At 69.6% G+C, this 16,404-nt stretch carries 12 protein-coding genes, 1 rRNA gene and 1 other RNA gene; 4 read left to right on the top strand and 10 right to left on the bottom strand.

Translation table 11 applies throughout. The annotated features are described in order from the left end of the window. Positions 1-124 precede the first annotated feature (124 nt). Positions 125-238: ribosomal RNA gene (rrf, locus tag ACKVMH_RS06455) — 5S ribosomal RNA — on the top strand. A 143-nt stretch (positions 239-381) separates the two neighbouring features. Here rrf and rpiA read toward each other — a convergent pair. From rpiA to ACKVMH_RS06420, 7 genes are all read right to left on the bottom strand, one after another. Next, entirely contained in the window at positions 382-1,044 is a 663-nt protein-coding gene (gene rpiA, locus ACKVMH_RS06450; RefSeq protein WP_412699682.1) for a ribose-5-phosphate isomerase RpiA, read from the bottom strand. Positions 1,045-1,050: 6 nt separating this feature from the next. After that, entirely contained in the window at positions 1,051-1,521 is a 471-nt protein-coding gene (locus tag ACKVMH_RS06445; protein WP_412699681.1) for an EVE domain-containing protein, read from the bottom strand. Next, a complete protein-coding gene (locus ACKVMH_RS06440) occupies positions 1,518-2,117 on the bottom strand; it encodes a 5-formyltetrahydrofolate cyclo-ligase (RefSeq protein WP_412699680.1) in 600 nt (199 codons plus the stop codon). The genes ACKVMH_RS06445 and ACKVMH_RS06440 overlap by 4 nt, the downstream gene beginning before the upstream one ends. A 79-nt stretch (positions 2,118-2,196) precedes the next feature. Continuing rightward, positions 2,197-2,384: non-coding RNA, 6S RNA (gene ssrS, locus ACKVMH_RS06435), on the bottom strand. 84 nt (positions 2,385-2,468) lie between these two features. Then, positions 2,469-2,771, bottom strand: coding sequence for a cell division protein ZapA (locus ACKVMH_RS06430; protein ID WP_412699679.1), 303 nt, complete (start codon positions 2,769-2,771; stop codon positions 2,469-2,471). Continuing rightward, on the bottom strand, positions 2,768-2,989 hold the full coding sequence (locus ACKVMH_RS06425) for a TIGR02449 family protein (protein WP_215219570.1): 222 nt from the start codon (positions 2,987-2,989) through the stop codon (positions 2,768-2,770). Before ACKVMH_RS06425 ends, ACKVMH_RS06430 begins: the two co-directional genes overlap by 4 nt. Before the next feature lie 51 nt (positions 2,990-3,040). Continuing rightward, positions 3,041-7,603, bottom strand: a complete 4,563-nt coding sequence (locus ACKVMH_RS06420) for an EAL domain-containing protein (protein ID WP_412699678.1) — start codon at positions 7,601-7,603, stop codon at positions 3,041-3,043. 126 nt (positions 7,604-7,729) lie between these two features. Here ACKVMH_RS06420 and ACKVMH_RS06415 point away from each other — a divergent pair, with 126 nt between their 5' ends. Together ACKVMH_RS06415 and ACKVMH_RS06410 are read left to right on the top strand one after the other, a co-directional pair. Further along, on the top strand, positions 7,730-8,278 hold the full coding sequence (locus tag ACKVMH_RS06415) for a UPF0149 family protein (RefSeq protein WP_412699677.1): 549 nt from the start codon (positions 7,730-7,732) through the stop codon (positions 8,276-8,278). A gap of 1 nt (position 8,279) precedes the next feature. Next, on the top strand, positions 8,280-9,614 hold the full coding sequence (locus ACKVMH_RS06410) for an aminopeptidase P N-terminal domain-containing protein (RefSeq protein WP_412699676.1): 1,335 nt from the start codon (positions 8,280-8,282) through the stop codon (positions 9,612-9,614). A gap of 69 nt (positions 9,615-9,683) precedes the next feature. Here the strand turns inward: ACKVMH_RS06410 and pepQ are convergent, their stop codons facing one another. Next, on the bottom strand, positions 9,684-11,027 hold the full coding sequence (gene pepQ / locus ACKVMH_RS06405) for a Xaa-Pro dipeptidase (RefSeq protein WP_412699675.1): 1,344 nt from the start codon (positions 11,025-11,027) through the stop codon (positions 9,684-9,686). A 60-nt stretch (positions 11,028-11,087) separates the two neighbouring features. Between pepQ and ACKVMH_RS06400 the strand changes: the two genes are divergently transcribed. Then, positions 11,088-13,739: a bifunctional diguanylate cyclase/phosphodiesterase gene (locus tag ACKVMH_RS06400; RefSeq protein WP_412699674.1), complete on the top strand. Its 2,652-nt coding sequence runs from the start codon at positions 11,088-11,090 to the stop codon at positions 13,737-13,739. Here the strand turns inward: ACKVMH_RS06400 and ACKVMH_RS06395 are convergent. Further along, positions 13,736-14,083: a PilZ domain-containing protein gene (locus ACKVMH_RS06395; RefSeq protein ID WP_412699673.1), complete on the bottom strand. Its 348-nt coding sequence runs from the start codon at positions 14,081-14,083 to the stop codon at positions 13,736-13,738. The genes ACKVMH_RS06400 and ACKVMH_RS06395 overlap by 4 nt on opposite strands. Then, the gene (locus ACKVMH_RS06390; protein ID WP_412699672.1) at positions 14,080-16,332 is read right to left on the bottom strand and encodes a DUF1631 family protein; all 2,253 of its coding nucleotides are present in this window, start codon (positions 16,330-16,332) and stop codon (positions 14,080-14,082) included. The genes ACKVMH_RS06395 and ACKVMH_RS06390 overlap by 4 nt, the downstream gene beginning before the upstream one ends. Positions 16,333-16,404 lie beyond the last annotated feature (72 nt).

Below are 16,404 nucleotides of genomic sequence, written 5' to 3'. Positions count from 1 at the left end.
GGCTTGACCATATAACCTCAAGTGGCCTTGGACTCGACGACGCGTCGATGACATTCCAGACCCAATTTCGCTACGTCCCACCCCATGCGAGTCCGCGCCCCCTGGGCGCGACTCCAACAGCTTGCTCAGTGACAATAGCTGTGTGGAACCACCCGATCCCATCCCGAACTCGGAAGTGAAACGCACATGCGCCGATGGTAGTGTGGCCTTGCCATGCGAGAGTAGGTCATCGCTGAGCATTTACACCGAAGGCCGGTCCCCAAAAGGGACCGGCCTTCTTCTTTTCGAAGTTCGGGACGCTGCGGCATGCGCGCGCGTCAACCCGCGGGTTTGCCAAGTTGTCCAGGCGGCGGAGGGTTCCCCGCCGCGCAGCCTGCCCGGCTACAGGACCTGCGGCGGCTCGCCGCCGACGATGACGACGTCCGCCGGGCGCCGCGCGAAAAGCCCAACGCTGACCACGCCCGGGATCTGGTTGATCGCCTGCTCCAGCGCGAGCGGGTCGGTAATCGCCAGCCCGTGGATATCGAGGATGACGTTGCCGTTGTCGGTCACCACGCCACTGCCATCCTCGTTCTGCCGCCACACCGGCTGTGCCCGTGTCATTGCGAGGATCTCGCGGGCAACCAGGCTGCGGGCCATCGGAATGACCTCCACCGGCAGCGGGAAGCGCCCGAGCACGTCGACCTGCTTGCTCGGGTCGACAATGCAGACGAAGCGCGAACTTGCCTCGGCGATGATTTTCTCGCGGGTCAGTGCCGCGCCGCCGCCCTTGATGAGTCGCTTGTGCGGATCGCACTCGTCGGCGCCGTCGACGTACAGCGACAGGGTGCCGGTGTTGTTGAGGTCGAGGACCTCGATCCCGACTGCACGCAACCGGGCGGTGCTCTGCTCGCTGCTCGAAACCGCCCCGCGGATGTGATCGCGCATCCCCCCGAGCGCCTCGATGAAATAGGCGACGGTCGAACCGGTACCCACGCCGATGATGCTGTCGCGTTCGACGTACTCAATGGCCTTCAGGGCGGCCTGGCGTTTGGCTTCGGACATGGTGGGTTACTCGAGGGAAAGCAGGAATTTGTACTGCGCGGCCGACACCGGGAACACCGACAACCGGTTGCCGCGGCGTATCAGGGCGAACTCGTCGCCAAGGCTGTCGGCATGCGACTTGATCTCGTCCAGCGCGATCGTGCGCGACAGCTTGCGCTCGAACGCCACGTCGACCAGGAACCAGCGCGGCTCTTCGCGGGTGGCCTTGGGATCGTGGTAATGGGACCGTGGGTCGAACTGGGTGTCGTCGGGATAGGCGTGACTGGCGACCGTGGCGGTACCGACGATGCCGGGGACCTTGGTGTTGGAGTGGTAGAACAGTATCCCGTCGCCGACCCGCATGCCGTCGCGCATGAAGTTGCGCGCCTGGTAGTTGCGCACCCCGTTCCAGGGCTCGACACCGACACGCTGCAGGTCATCGATGGAAAACGCGTCCGGCTCGGACTTCATCAGCCAGTAGCGGCGGCGTGTGCTCATGATTCGACCTTGCGGAAATCGTGGATGGCGGCCTCGGTGCAGACGGCATCGAGCGGCACGTCCCAGCCGGCCGGCGCGGGCAGCTCTGCGCGCTGGAGCTCGAACGCGGCGCCCACCAGCCAGGGGGGCGCCGGGTGCTGGAGGCGTGTTGCAAAGGTGCGGTCGTACCAGCCACCGCCCATCCCCAGGCGATGTCCGTGGGTGTCGAAACCCACCAGCGGCATCACCACCAGTTGCATCTGCCCGGCATCCAGCAGAGCTCCGCGCTCCAACGCGGGTTCGGGGATGCCGAAACGGTTGGGCACAAGCGCATCGCCGGGGCGCCACGGCGCGAAGCGCAGGCGGTTGTCGGCCAGGACCGGCAGGCAGTAGGTGCACCCCGGAGGCAGGGCGAGTTGCCAGGCATGCAGGGCGATCTCGCCATCCATCGCCCAGTAGCCGGCGACGTGGCCGGTGACCGGGGCGAAATCCAGATCGAGCAGTTGGCGGGCAAGTCGCTGGGCGGCGTTGATACGCTCGGCGGCGACAAGTTCGCGTCGGCGCTGTCGCAATTGCAGACGCAACGGGCGCAGCAGTTCGTCGCGTTCGTCGGGCATCCAGCGTGATCCGGTCCGGGGCGGGTGACTGGGTCGGCCGTCGGGCCGGCGGGCGCGTAAGCGCGCTCCACGAAAAAGAAAGTCCTCCGCCGATGGCGATGCGCGCGAAACGACCTTGAACCCGTGGTTCAAGTGGGAACGCTTGGAGGCCGTCGGGCTTCCCGCTACCAGGGCGGACTTGCACTCCGGGCTTCCGCTGCGCCCCCGCGGTCGCAATTAAGGGACAAGGCGAATGTTTGCGCGCGCCGTCGTCCACAGCAGAGGACGTGCGGCGATTATAGCGCGTCGCCAGCGGCGGCAAGACCCGTTCGTCGGGCTCGCAGGGGTGCGATTCAGCCCGGGCTGGGCCGCTCAGCGGGCCGGGTCGTCGAACAGGCCGTCAAGCTTGCGTTGCAGGTCGCCGAGGCTGCGGGCCAGCTCGCGCGTTCGGCCCTCGTCCTCGTGGCGCATCTGCTGGACCTCATGCGCGAAGTTCAGCGCTGCGAGCACCGCCACCCGGTCGAGTGCCGCCATCCGGTTGTTGCCGCGGATCTCGCGCATGCGGGTGTCCAGCAGCTTGGCCGCGGCCAGCAGGCTGTCGCGTTCGTCGGGCTCGCAGCCGACGGTGTACTCGCGGTCGAGCAGCCGGATGCTGACCGGCACGCTGGTGCTCACGTGTGCTGCTCCAGCGACTTGAGCCGCGCAATCATTGCTTCAACGCGTGCCCGTGCCTGCTCGTTCTTTGCCAGCAGGGCGGCACGTTCGCTGGCGAGTGTCTCCTGCTGCTGCCGCAGGCTGCGATTCTCCTCCTGCAGCCGACGGCTGCGCTCGGCGAGCCCGTCGATGCGGTCGACGAGGGCCTGCAGCTGGGCGAGCAGTTCGGAGCGGTCCATCCCGGCACGATAGCAGGCGCCGCATGCCGGTCAAGACGCGGCCGCGGCGGGTCAGGCCTCGGGCGCGGACGCGGGTTCGCGCTCCAGCAGGTACTCCAGGCAACGGCCGACCGGCAGCGGGTGGGCCAGCCAGTAGCCCTGGATCTCATCGCAGCCGTGGCGCCGCAGGAACGCGACCTGGTCGGCGTCCTCCACCCCCTCGGCAACGACGTTCAACCCGAGCGAGTGCCCCATGGTGATGATGGTGCTGGTGATCGCGGCATCGTCCGGGTCGTGGCAGAGGTCGTCGACAAACTCCTTGTCGATCTTGAGGGTGTTGATCGGCAGGCGCTTGAGATACGACAGCGACGAGTAACCGGTGCCGAAATCGTCGATCGCCAGGCGCACGCCGAGGTCGCGCAGCGCCTGCAGCGTTGCCGCGGTCTCGCCGGCATTGGCCATGATCACGGACTCGGTCAGCTCGAGTTCGAGCCGTTCGGCCGGCACGCCGGTCTCTGCGAGCGCGCGTGCCACGACATCGGGCAGGTTGCCGCGCAGCAGCTGCAGCGCCGACACGTTGACCGAAACCGACAGTTCGGCGAGCCCCTCATCGCGCCAACGCCTCAGCGTGGCGCAGGCGTGCCGAAGCGCCCACTCGCCGATCTCGAGGATGAGTCCCGTCTCCTCGGCGATCGGGATGAACTGAGCCGGGGGGATCGCACCGTGCTCGGCACTGTTCCAGCGCAACAGCGCCTCCACCGCGGTGATGCGATCACGCGCGAACGACAGCCGCGGCTGGAACGCGAGTGAAAGCTCGTCGCGGTCCAGAACCTTGCGCAACGCGGAGGAGATCGTCGCGCGCCGGCGCACCTCGATGTCCATGCTGTCGGCGTAGCGCATGAAGGCTCGCCGACCAATGGCCTTGGCCTGGTACATCGCGGTGTCGGCATGCTTGAGCAGGTCGGCCGGCGTGAGCGCGTGGTCGGGGAACAGGCTGATGCCGATCGAGGGCGAGATCACCACGTCCTGGCCTTCGCGGACGTCCAGCGGTGCCTGGAAGGCGTCGATCAGTTCGCGGGCCACCTGCTCGGCCTGGTCGGGGGTTTCGAGGTCCTCGAGCAAGACGGTGAACTCGTCGCCGCCCAGGCGCGCGACCGTGTGCCCGGCGCCGACGATCTGCTGCAGGCGCATCGCCGCCTCGCGCAGGATGCGGTCGCCCGCGGCGTGGCCGAACGAGTCGTTGATGTCCTTGAACCGGTCAAGGTCGAGGAACAGCACCGCGATCATCCGCCCGCTCGCGCGTGCCCGCACCATCGCGCGCGACAGCCGCTCACCGAGCAGCGCGCGGTTGGGCAGGTTGGTCAGGGTGTCGTAGTTGGCCAGGTAACGCAGCTCCTGTTCGGCGCGCTTCTGGTCGGTGATGTCGCTGAGCACCGCGACGAAGTGGTTGGGCTCGCCATCGGCGTCGGCCACCGAGCTGGCCTGGAGCCAGCACAGGAACTCGCCGCCATCCTTGCGTTGCTGCCACATCTCGCCGGACCAGCGCCCCTCGCGTTGCAGTTCGTCGCGCATGTGGCGGTAGAAGCGCGGATCGTGGCGGCTGCTGTCGAGCAGAGCAGTGGACCGGCGCATTACCTCGACATCGCTGTAGCCCGTCATCCGGGTGAAGGCGGGGTTGATCGAAATGAACGTGAAGTCCCGATCGAACACGGCCACCGCCTCGGCCATCGAACGGAGCACCTCGCTCGAGATCCGGCGCTCGCGCTCCGCGCTGCGATTCTCGGTGATGTCACGCGCGGTGCCGGCCACCCGCAGGCCACGACCATCGGCATTGCGTTCAACCACGCGGCCGCGCGCACGGACCCACCGCCAGGGCTCGCCCTCGGCGTCGCGGGTGCGGTGTTCGGAGGTGAACAGCGCGACCTCGCCGCGCAGGTGGCGGAGCATCGCTTCGCGCACCTGCGGGAAGTCGTCTTCGTGGATCGCCTGGTTGCCGACGACCTGGTTGTGCATGGCCATCTCGGGCCGGTTGCCCGTTGACTCGACCACCCGCATGCGGTGCATCTGGCGACTGTCGAGGTCGTAATCCCAGAACTGTTCCCCCGAAGCCCACAGGGCGAGCCGGAGTCGCTCCTCGCGTTCGCGGATCTGCCGGAACCAGCCCTGCTCCAGCCGCCGCCGCCGCTGCCAGCGCCAACCCAGTGATGCGAGCAGCGACAACAACGCGACCACCGCGGCGGCGACGGCAAGCGGGTGGCGCCACAACGGCGGTGCTACATGCACCGGCACGCGCAGCTCGTTCTCCCCCCACAGGCCGTCGCGGTCGGTCGCCTGTGCGCGGAAGGTGTAGTTGCCCGGCGGCAGCCGGGTGTAGGTGATGTCGGACTGCGTGCCGTTGTCGATCCAGCCCTTGTCGAATCCTTCCATGCGATATCGATAGCGGGTGTCGGCGGCCGGGGCGAAGTCGAGCGCGCCGATGCGCAGTCGAAGGATGTCGGCGCCGTCGGGGACGTCGAGCTCCGACGCTTGCCACATGACGGTCTCGTCGTTCGGGGCATCGGCACCGACACGCGCGGCGAGCAATCGCAACGGTGGCGTGTAGCCGCTCGCCTGCATCCTGCGCGGGTCGAAGAGGTTGAGCCCTCGCACGCCACCCATAGCGATCCGCCCGTCGTCCAGCACGGCGATCGCGCCGCCATTGAACTCACGATCCTGCAAGCCGTCGGCCAGGCCATAGGTGTGCGCCCGTCCGAGGCCGGCATCCAACCGGATGATGCCGATGTCGGTGCCCAGCCATACGCGACGGTCGCGGCCTTCGCCATCGCTGGTGATCGAGTACACCGCCGGCGGCAGCCGCCGGTCGGTGACTTCGGCCAGCGGCAGCTGGAAGCCGATCGCGCCCGGAGCCGGCTCCACCACTTGCGCCAGTCCCGCATGGGTGCCGACCCACACCGTGCCGTCGGCGTCGAGGTGGAGCGCACGCACCATGTCGCTGGGCAGTGCGCCCGAGCCCCCTGCACCGTGCCGGAAGTGCTGCAACCGCCCGCTCGATGGATCCAGCACGTCCAGGCCGCCGCCGGTACCGAACCAGATCCGGCCTTTACGGTCCTGCAGCAGTGCGTGGACGCTGTGGTGGGCGAGCCTGCGCGGGTCGCCCGCACCGTGGCCGTAGTGCACCACCCGCTGGCGGTCGCGCTGGTAGAGCAGCGCGCCGTTGCCGTAGGTGCCGAGCCAGAGGTTGCCATCGCGGTCCACCAGCACCGCGCGCAGGTTGGCATCGCTGAACCTGCCCAGGGCGATGGCCTCGAACGTGCCGGTTGCCGGATCCAGCCGCAGCAGGCCGGAGGTGGTGGCGAGCCACAGGCGTCCGTGGCCGGCATCGGCGATGCCCATGATGCGGCGCGCAGTGGCGGTGGGCGGCACCCGCGCGGTCCAGTCCTCGAAGCGCCGCTCGCCCATGTGGTAGCGCAGCAACCGCCCTTCGTCGGTGCCGATCCACAGGGTGCCGTGCGCGTCCTGGTGGACGGCGCGGACACTGTCGCTGCCGGGTGCCTCGCGGCCACGCGCGGTCTCCATGTCGACCAGGTAGCTGAAGCGGGCACCGGCGGGGTCGGTGACCGCCACGCCGCGGGACAACCCACCGAGCCACAGCATCCCGCCGCGGTCGACCATCAGGCTGCCGACGGTGTCCTCGGGCAGGCTCGCCGGGACGACCGAGCCGCGTATCCTGCGACTCTCGGCGGTATCGGGGTCGAACCTGACCAGCCCGGCGCCGTAGGTGGACAGCCACAGGCGGCCGTCGGGCGCCTGCGCAATCGCCCGCACGCGGCCGTCGTCCTCGTGGCCGGAGGCCGGCCGCCAGGCGTTGGCGAGCGTGTCGCCGACCACCCGGAACAGACCGTCCTCGCGGCCCACCCACAGGGTGCCGTCGCGGTCCAGCAACAGGCTGCGCGCGGCAACGGGACCACCGACGCGACGCGCGACATGGTCCTTGCCCAGTTTGAACAGGCCGGCCGCGGTCGCGTACCAGAGGCTGCCTGCGTGGTCGGCCAGCAACTGCTGGTAGGGCGCCAGACGCAGGCGGTCCGGGGTGAGCGCCAGCACCTGCCGGCGCTCGCCGGTGGCCGGGTCGAAACGCTCCAGGCCGCCGAGCGTGCCGACCCAGACGACGCCGTCGCGCGGGAGTACCGCGCTGACCTGGCGCGCCGGCGAGTCGCCGGTGGGCGCGTCGAGCGCGAACCGCTGGATCCGGCCGCTGCCGAGGTCGATCCGCGCCAGGTAGCGCGAGTACAGCCCGACCCACAGCGCGTTGGCCTCGGGGTCGATGGCCAGCGCGGTGACGAAGCTTTCGGGCAGGCTGGCCGTATCGCCGGGGTCGTGCCGGTAGGCCACGTAGCGGCTGCCGTCGTAGCGGTGCAATCCACCTTGCGTGCCGACCCAGACGAACCCCTGCGCGTCCTGCACCATCGCGGTGACGGAGTTCTGCGCCAGCCCCTGCTCGCTGCCGATCGGGGTGAAGTAGTAGTCGCGGGTGGCAGCCTGGGCCGGTGCCAGCGCGGCCACGCCCAGCAGGCAGGCGAGCAGGGCGATGGCTCGTCGTCGCGTACGCGCGGTGGGCAGGAGCGATGGGAGCACGGCACCGCATCGTTTGGCGAGGCAGCCGGCAGTGTAGGCAGCCGGGTCGGCTGGCGCCAACCGGCGTGCAGCGGCGTGGACGGTGCCGTTGCTAGACTTGGCCTCCCCGAATCGCGGTGATTGCCCGTGTCGAAAAGTGCCTTGCCGGACCCGTCCGAGGTCGATGCCGAGATCCGTCGCCTCGCGCTCGCCAGCCCCGCGTCCGAACTCCACGGCGGCCTGTGCGGATGGCTCGCCGGCGGCGGTGCGCCCGTCCGCGAGTGGCCCGCCCGGGTACTGGTGGACGACACGCTGCCGACCCCGGCCGAGGACAGCCCGCTGGACCGGCTGAGGACGGCGAGCGCGGCCCAGCTGGAGGACCGCAGCTTCGACTTCGCGCTGTTGCTGCCCGCCGCAGACGCTCCGCTGGTCGAACGCAGCGGCGCCCTGTTCGACTGGTGCCGCGGCTTCCTCGGTGGTTTCGGCCTGGCGGCCGGCGCGAACCCGAAGCTCTCGGAGGAAAGTACCGAGGCACTTGGCGACCTGGCCAAGCTGGCCGGCGCGCAGGCGCAGGACGACGGCGACGAGGAAGACGAAGCTGCGCTGGCGGAGATCGAGGAGTTCGTCCGCGTCGCCACCCTCCTGTTGCACGGCGACTGCGTGCTCGCCGCCCGCCATCGCCAAAGCCTCAACTGACATGCCCGCTCCCCTGACGATGCCCGCGCGTGCCTACACACGCCGTCGCCGGCAACTGATGCGCATCGCCGGCGACGACGCCATCCTGATACTGCCAGCTGCGCCCGAACGGATCCGCAGCCGGGACACCCACTACCCTTATCGGCAGGATTCCGACCTGCTGTACCTGACCGGCTTCCCGGAGCCGGAGGCGGTGCTGGTGCTGGTCCCCGGCCGCGCGCACGGCGAGACCGTGCTGTTCTGCCGCGAGCGCGATCCCGACCGCGAAGGCTGGGACGGGCCGCGTTTCGGGCCCGAAGGGGCGGTCGGGGCGTTCGGCCTGGATGACGCGTACCCGATCAGCGACCTCGACGACATCCTGCCCGGCCTGCTGGAGGGCCGCTCGCGGGTGTACTACCACTTCGGCCGCGACGCCGAGTTCGACCTCAAGCTGATCGGCTGGGTCAACCGCGTGCGCGCAATGATGAAGATGGGCAACAAGCCGCCGCACGAGTTCCTCGAGCTGGGGCACCTGCTGGACGAACTGCGCCTGTTCAAGGACCGCGACGAGCTCCGCTTCATGCAGCGCGCCGCCGACATCACCGTCGCCGCCCACCAGGCCGCCATGCGCGCGGTGCGGCCGGGTATCCACGAGTACGAACTGCAGGCCGAGCTGGAACGCGTGTTCCGCGCCAGCAACGCCGTGCCGGCATACGGCACCATCGTCGGGGCCGGCGGCAACGGGTGCGTACTGCATTACGTGGCCAACGACGGCCCGGTCAAAGACGGCGACCTGGTGCTGATCGACGCGGGCGCCGAGTACGCCGGCTACGCCGCCGACATCACCCGCACGTTCCCGGCCAACGGGCGCTTCACCAAGGAGCAGCGACTCCTGCACGACCTCGTCGGCGACGCCCACGCCGCCGCGATGGCGCAGGCGCGGCCGGGCGTTGCATACGAGGCCGGCCACCTGGCCGCGGTCGAGACCCTGACCGAAGGCCTGCTGCGGCTTGGCCTCCTCAAGGGCAGGCTGGAGAAGCACCTGTCCGATGGCAGCTACCGGCGCTTCTACCCGCACAAGACCGGCCACTGGATCGGCATCGACGTACATGACGTCGGCGACTACCGGCTCGACGGCGAGTCGCGCCTGCTCGAGCCGGGCATGGTGTTCACGATCGAGCCGGGGTTGTACATCCGTCCCGACGACACCTCGGTGGCGGCCAAGTGGCGCGGAATCGGCATCCGCACCGAGGACGACGTGCTGGTCACCCGGGACGGCCACAAGGTGCTGACCGACAAGCTGGCCCGCAGCGCGGACGAGATCGAGGCGTTCATGGCCTCCGCGCGCACGCCCTAGCGGCGCCCCCCGGAAAGCGGACCGCCCGCGACAGTGCGCGGGCGGTCGGGGTGTTGCCGGTGCCGGTGCTCAGCCCAGCGCGGCGAAGGCTTCCCGGGTCAGGTTGATCGGATCGCCTTCGGTGCACACCACGTCATCCTCGATGCGGATGCCGCCGTAGGGGCGCAGCGCGTCGACGCGGGCCCAGTCCACCGCACCAGCGTGTTCGCCGTCGCGCAGCTCCTGCAGCAGCAGGTCGGCGAAGTAGATGCCGGGCTCGATCGTCACCACCGCGCCGGGCTCGAGCACCCGCGTCAGCCGCAGGTAGGGATGGCCTTCCGGCTTGTCGATGGTGCCGCCGGTGTCGGAGGCCAGGAAGCCCCCGACGTCGTGCACCTGCAGGCCGATATAGTGGCCGATGCCGTGCGGGAAGAACTTCGCGCTGACACCGGTCTCCACCATCGACTCCGGCGCCATGTCGACGATGCGGAAGTCGCGCAGGACCGTCGCCATTTCCAGGTGCGCGTCCAGCTGGATCTGCCGGTAGTCGGTGCCGGCGCGCACCTTGTCGCACAGGCGCTGCTCGGCCGCGTCCACGGCGTCGATCATCGACTGGAACTCGCTGGCCGGGTCGAACGCGTAGCTGCGGGTGATGTCGCAGGCGTAGCCCAGGTGGCTGGCACCGGCGTCGATCAGGAAGCTGAGGATTTCGTCGGGGGGCAGGCGGTCGCGGTTGGTGTAGTGGAGCACCGCGCCGTGCTCGTTGAGCGCGACGATGTTGCCGTAGGGCAGGTCGTTGGCGTCCTGGCGGGCTGCCTGGCAGTAGGCCAGGTGGATCCCGAACTCGCTGGCACCGGCACGGAACGCACGTTCGGCGGCACGGTGCGCGCGCACACCGTGCGCGGTGGCCTCGCGCATCATCCGGATCTCGTACGGCGTCTTGATCGCGCGGTGGAACTCCAGGTAGTTGACCACCGCCGCCGGGTTGTTGGGTACGAACGCGCGCCCGGTGCCATCGTCCAGCGCGCTCTGCGGCTCGCCGAGGATCGCGCTGCGCGACGGGTCGGCCGGCAGGTGCTCCAGCGCCTCGCCCGGCTCACGGATCACCACCACGTCGAAGTGTTCCACCCAGTAGCCCGACGGCGCCTGCGGCACCACGTGCCAGTAGTCGAACGGCTGCAAGTACACCAGTTTGGGCTTCTCGCCGGGGGTGTAGACCAGCCAGCTGCCGGGGTTGCTGACAAGCGGCGCCCACGCCTTGAACTGCGGGTTGACCGCGTACGGATAGTCGCGGTCGTCGAACAGCTGGTAGTGGGTCGATCCGCTCGGCACGACCAGGTGGTCGAAGCCACCGCGTTCCAGTGCGAGGGCGCTGCGTCGTTGCAGTTCCTCGACATGTTCCGTGTATAACTTCGACATTGCCTGGTGAGTCATGGGGAGTTCTCTTTGCGGGAGAGCCACGATTCTGACCGATTCCCGCCACCCCCGCAGCCCATGTCCGTGGTGGAAGACGTTGCGCCGTTGGGTGTCGCGGCCTGGGTGTGGTCGCTGGTCGCGCTGTTGCTCGGCGTCTCGATCTCCATCTGGCTGGCGCATGGTCAGCAGCGCCGGATAGAGGCCGACCAGCGCGCCGACCTGGACGTGATGGCCGAGACCGTGACCGAGTCGGTCCGCGAGCGCGTGCGCAGCTGCGAACTGCTGGCGCGTTCGGTGCAGTCGCTGTTCCTCGCATCGTCGGAGGTCGAACCCGACGAATTCGCCAACCTGTACGAGAACCTCCGACCCCGCGAACGCTTCGCCGGGCTCGCGGCACTGGCCTACGCCGAGCGCGGTGAAGACGGGCGCTACGTGACCACCCTGGTCGCGCCGCTCGAGGGCAACGAGGACGTGGTCGGCCTGGATGTGGGCGACCAGCCGGCCAACCTCGCCGCGCTGCTCGCCGCGCGTGACAGCGACCGGCCGATGCTGTCGGCGCCTTTCCGGCTGGTGCAGCAACAGGCCCTGGACGTTGACGCCGCCGGCGAGCCTGAAGGGATGACGCTGAGGCTGCCGATCTTCCATTCCGGGCAACCACCGGCGACGCCGGCCCAGCGGCGTGCACGCGAGCGCGGCTCGCTGGCGATCTCGTTCAATGTCCAGCGCTTGATCGCCGACTCGCTGCCCGGCGACGTCGCCGGCTCCGCGTTCCACGCCAGCGTCACCGACGTGACCGGGGGGCCGGAACGACTGCTGTTCGATTCCAACCCGAGTCCGCACGCCGATGGCGGGACGGCCACCACGCGCATGCTGACGGTTGGCGGCCGAGAGTGGCGAATCCAGGTGCACGCACTTGCCGATTCCACAGCCGTGGCCGACCTGACGCAATCGGGGTTGTGGCCGGGCCTGGTGGCCAGCGCGCTGTTCGCCTTGCTGGTGTGGTCGGTACTGACGTCGCGGCGCCGCGCCCTCGAGCTGGGCTGGCGGATGAGCCGGCGCTACCGCGAGAGCGAGGAGCGGTTCCGCGTGCTCAACGAGCTGTTGCCGGCCCTCGTGCTGCTGGCACGTGCCGGCGACGGACGCATCACGTACGCCAACCAGGCGGCGCGCCTGCGGCTGGGCGAGACCGCCGCCGAGCTGGGGTTGTCGTCGATGTTCGACGACCAGCGGCTGGGGATTCGCACGCAGGCCGGCGAGCTCGCCAGCGGCAGCGCCTCCGAGGCGGTGCTGACGACCACCAACGGCGACCAATTCTGGGCGAGCGTATCGACCTCCCGCGTCGACGTCGGCGGCCAGGACATGCTGCTGATGGTGGCCACCGACATCTCCGAGCAGCGACAGCTGACCGAGATGCTCGGCTACCAGGCCAGTCATGACGCGCTGACGGAACTGTACAACCGCCGCGAATTCGAGCGCCGGGTGGAGCGCGTGCTCGACGGCGTGTCTTCGGGAGGCCCGCCGGCGACGCTGCTGTACCTGGACCTGGACCAATTCAAGCTGATCAACGACACCTCCGGCCACACCGCCGGCGACCAGTTGCTGATCCAGCTGGCGACGACGATGCGCGAGCAGCTCGGCGACGAGGGGGTACTGCTTGCCCGGCTCGGGGGCGACGAGTTCGGCGTGCTGGCGCCGGGGACGTACGACCCGGGCCAGGCCCGCGCGCTGGCCGAGCGCCTGCGCGAACGCATCGACGGCTACGTGTTTGTCTGGGAGCAGCGCAGCTACACCATCAGCGTGAGCATCGGCGGGGTCGTGCTGGACCAACCGGGGCAGACGTTCAAGGACGTGCTGGCGCAGGCCGACACCGCCTGCTACATGGCCAAGGAGAGCGGTCGCAACCGGGTCCATTTCTATTCGGCCAGTGACGACGAGACCGCGCGCCGGCATGGCGAGATGGAGTGGGCCAACCGCCTGCGCTGGGCAGCCACCGAGGGCCGGCTGGTACTGATGTACCAGGAGGTACGGCCGGTCTCCGGCGCAGGCGAGGGGACCTACATCGAATTGCTGCTGCGCTTCCGCGACCCGCACGGTCGGCTGGTGCTGCCGGGGGCCTTCCTGCCGGCGGCCGAGCGTTACGGCCTGATGCCGATGATCGACCGCTGGGTGATCGAGACCGCGCTGTCCAACTTCGACCGCCTGCATCCCAGCGGCAACGGACTCAGGCTGGCGACCATCAACCTGTCAGGCGCGAGCATCGAGGACGAATCCCTCGTCGAACTGATCCTGCAGTTGTTGGATACCCACCGGATAGACCCGCAGAAGGTCTGCTTCGAGATCACCGAGACGGTCGCCGTGCGCAACCTCTCGCAGGTCGCGCGCTTCCTTGGGCGGCTGCGTGATGCGGGCTGCAAGCTGGCACTGGACGACTTCGGTGCCGGCATGTCGTCGTTCGGCTACCTCAAGAACCTGCCGGTGGACATCATCAAGATCGACGGCAGCTTCATCCGCGACCTGCTCACCGACCCCATGAGCTACGCGATCGTCCGGGCGGTGAACGACATCGGCCACCAGCGCGGGCTGCTGGTGGTCGCCGAATGGGTCGCGAGTGCGGAGGTGCTGGAGGCGCTGGCGGTGATCGGCATCGACTATGCACAGGGTTTCGACCTGCATCGGCCCGAACCCATCCTGCTGCACCGCTCGCGCACGCCGGCGCCAGTCGCGCGCTAGCTGGCGCGGGCCGCCAGCGAACGCAGCCAGTCGCGCAACGGCTGAGCGTGCGCATCGATGACCTTGATGAAGCGGAAGCCCATCCAGATCTGCCCGGCCGCGCTGGCCTGGTCCTGCCACAACAGGTGCGCGCCGACGTCGATGACCGGGTGGCGCTCGTCGCCGATCTCCAGGCGGAACTGGTAGAGCGCGTCGTCGGCCAGCGGCATGGAGGCGATCAGCAGCATCCCGCTTTCGGAAATGTTGCCAATCCGGCCGACCACGGCGCCGGTCATGGTGTCGATGACGCGCACGGTGTCGGGCACGTCGTGGCGCGGGGCGCGGCGGTACTCGTCGGCGGTCATCGGACCTCTCCAATGCCGGGGCGGCCCGGGCCCAGCCCGCGTAGCATCGAAAGCGTGGCTTGCCAGGCGCGATCCACCAGGCCACCGCGGTCGGCGGTGACCACGTGCGCGGTGCCGGCGGCGAACAGGCGCGCGACCGGGTCGAGGTTCTGCGGCGCGCTGCCGTCCTCGATCCGCTGGCCACGCTGGTTCACGAAAAGTGCGTGGCCGGTGCGTGGGCTGTACCAGGCCAGGCGGCGACGGACGACCTCGCCGCGCTCGTTGACGGGGAATTCGATCCATGTGCCGAAGGGCAACGTGCACAGGTGGTCGTAGAACTCCTGCTCGCGCGGCGTGCGCGGCAGCGTGGCGGCCTGCGGTTCGGTGGCGTCGGAGCCAAGCCGCGACCGCGCCTTGAGCTTCATCGCAAGTTCGGTGCGCGAGGCGGCGTCGTCGTCGAGTTCGGGCGCACCGGTCAGGCGCCGCGTGATCGCCTGCGCCTCCGCGCCGTGATAGCCCACCAGCGAAAGCGCATGCGACACGCGACCGGTCAGCTCCGGCGTGGCGAGGTCGCCGTGCAGGCTCGCGGCGACGATCCGGCTGGTGTCGGCGACGTGCGCGGTCCACTCCGGTGACTCCGCGCCGTGGCGCAGCAGTACCAGCGTCAGCACATCGCCCCAGGCCTGGTCGAGCAGGTTGCGCAGGAACCGCGGCGCCGGGGAATCACCGACCGCGCGGTCGACAAGGGCCTGGGCCTCCTGCTTGGCCAAGGCCAGCTTCTCGCGTCCGCGTGCGGCCTCGACATGGCGGCGCTCGCTGATCTCGGCCTTCTGGCTGGTGCGCTTGATTTGTTGTTGCAGCTTCCGGTTGGCGGTGTCGAACACCGCCGCATCGCCGTCGTAGTGGCGCACGACGTGGTCGACCGCCTGCTCCATGTGGGTGGTCAGCTGCGGGTCGACCTCGTCGTCGGCCAGCCAGCGCGCACCCGGTTCGGCGACGGCGTTGAGCAGTTCGCGCGCCGGGTGCCGGGGTTTCAGGAAGAAGTCGTGGTCATGCAGCGCCACCCGCAGCAACGGCACCTGCAGGCGGTCGACCAGCATCCGGCTCGGGCTGTCGGGGCGCAGCTCGCGGCCGATGCCGCTGTGCAGCAGGCCGACCAGGTCGAAGGTGTCGTTGTCTTCCGGCGACAGCGCGGCCGGCTGCCCCAGGCGCAGGCGGCTCTGCGCCAGCAGCGCCTGGCGGATCTCGGAGACGCCGTGGGCGGCGGGCGTGGTGGACGAGCGCGCCTGCAGCGTACCCAGAGCGGCATCGACCTCGCCGGTGTCGAGCGACACGCGCGGCTCGGATGGGAGCGGCTCGCCGGACGATGCCTGCGAGCGGCGCGCGGCCAGCAACTCGCGCAGCAGCGCGAAGTCGGGACCGGCCTCGGCCTTCGGGCGCTCGCGCATCGGCACGGTCTGGCCCAGCCATCCGGTGAACCCGCCGGTGCGGGTAGCGGCGTCGGTGTCGCTTGCGGCAGGATCGGCCGACGTGGTTTCTTCGACCCGCCGACGTGGCCGGCGCAACGGCACGAAGGTCAGCCCGGGCAACACATTCTCGCGTTCCAGCAGCGCGTTCATCGATTCGACCAGCCCAGCGTAGTCGTCGATGAACTGGCGCTCGAAAATCCGGTACAGCTGGGTGCGCGACTCCCGCTCCAGGCCCACCGCTTCCGCTGCGTTGGTCAGCAACCCGGCGAGGCGGTGCGGCCCGACCGGGAGCGACCGCGCCGCGAACGCCGGCGCGCCCGCCAGAACGCCGAAGCGCTGGCCCAGGAGCAGCAAGGGCAACCGTGCACGACCCTCGAGGCGGTCCGCGATGGTGTCGAGCATCGCGTCCTCGCCCACCTCGCCGTGGTCGACCAGCCGCAGGTCCTCCGGACGCGTGGTGGGTACCCCGGGCGACGTATCGGTCGACGGCTGCCGGATGCCGAAGACGGCCTGCTCAAGCCCCCGCAGATACGTGGGGATGAAGCGTTCGCGCTGGCGTTGCAGCGCACCGAGCATCGCCATGTGACCGGCCTGCAGCGCCGGGTTCCGGGCCATCCGGGCGTGCTGCTCGAGCTCGATCTCCAGCGTCACCAGCATCCGGTCCAGTGCCCGCCGCATCTCGGAGGACACCATGCCCAGCAGTCGCTCCAGCAGCCCGTGGACACGTGGCGGCAGGTCGCGCGCGGCCGCCGTGGCGGCGGCGGACGGCGCAACGGGGCTGGATGGATGGCGATTGGGCATGCACTCGGGCTCCCCGGCCTACTGGACAACGTCAGAGCGTACTCGCGTTTTTGTGAACACGGTCGCGACTCC

It is taken from the genome of Lysobacter zhanggongensis (genome assembly GCF_046638635.1).
GTDB classification, from domain to species: Bacteria; Pseudomonadota; Gammaproteobacteria; order Xanthomonadales; family Xanthomonadaceae; genus Novilysobacter; species Novilysobacter luteus.
This window is presented reverse-complemented; position numbering and strand designations above follow the sequence as displayed.

What these genes read in the sequence shown, in the direction of transcription:
- rpiA (WP_412699682.1), bottom strand. Translation starts at nt 1,044, where the DNA reads ATGTCCGAAGCCAAACGCCAGGCCGCCCTGAAGGCCATTGAGTACGTC.
- ACKVMH_RS06445 (WP_412699681.1), bottom strand. Translation starts at nt 1,521, where the DNA reads ATGAGCACACGCCGCCGCTACTGGCTGATGAAGTCCGAGCCGGACGCG.
- ACKVMH_RS06440 (WP_412699680.1), bottom strand. Translation starts at nt 2,117, where the DNA reads ATGCCCGACGAACGCGACGAACTGCTGCGCCCGTTGCGTCTGCAATTG.
- ACKVMH_RS06425 (WP_215219570.1), bottom strand. Translation starts at nt 2,989, where the DNA reads ATGGACCGCTCCGAACTGCTCGCCCAGCTGCAGGCCCTCGTCGACCGC.
- ACKVMH_RS06410 (WP_412699676.1), top strand. Translation starts at nt 8,280, where the DNA reads ATGCCCGCTCCCCTGACGATGCCCGCGCGTGCCTACACACGCCGTCGC.
- pepQ (WP_412699675.1), bottom strand. Translation starts at nt 11,027, where the DNA reads ATGACTCACCAGGCAATGTCGAAGTTATACACGGAACATGTCGAGGAA.
- ACKVMH_RS06400 (WP_412699674.1), top strand. Translation starts at nt 11,088, where the DNA reads ATGTCCGTGGTGGAAGACGTTGCGCCGTTGGGTGTCGCGGCCTGGGTG.
- ACKVMH_RS06395 (WP_412699673.1), bottom strand. Translation starts at nt 14,083, where the DNA reads ATGACCGCCGACGAGTACCGCCGCGCCCCGCGCCACGACGTGCCCGAC.
- ACKVMH_RS06390 (WP_412699672.1), bottom strand. Translation starts at nt 16,332, where the DNA reads ATGCCCAATCGCCATCCATCCAGCCCCGTTGCGCCGTCCGCCGCCGCC.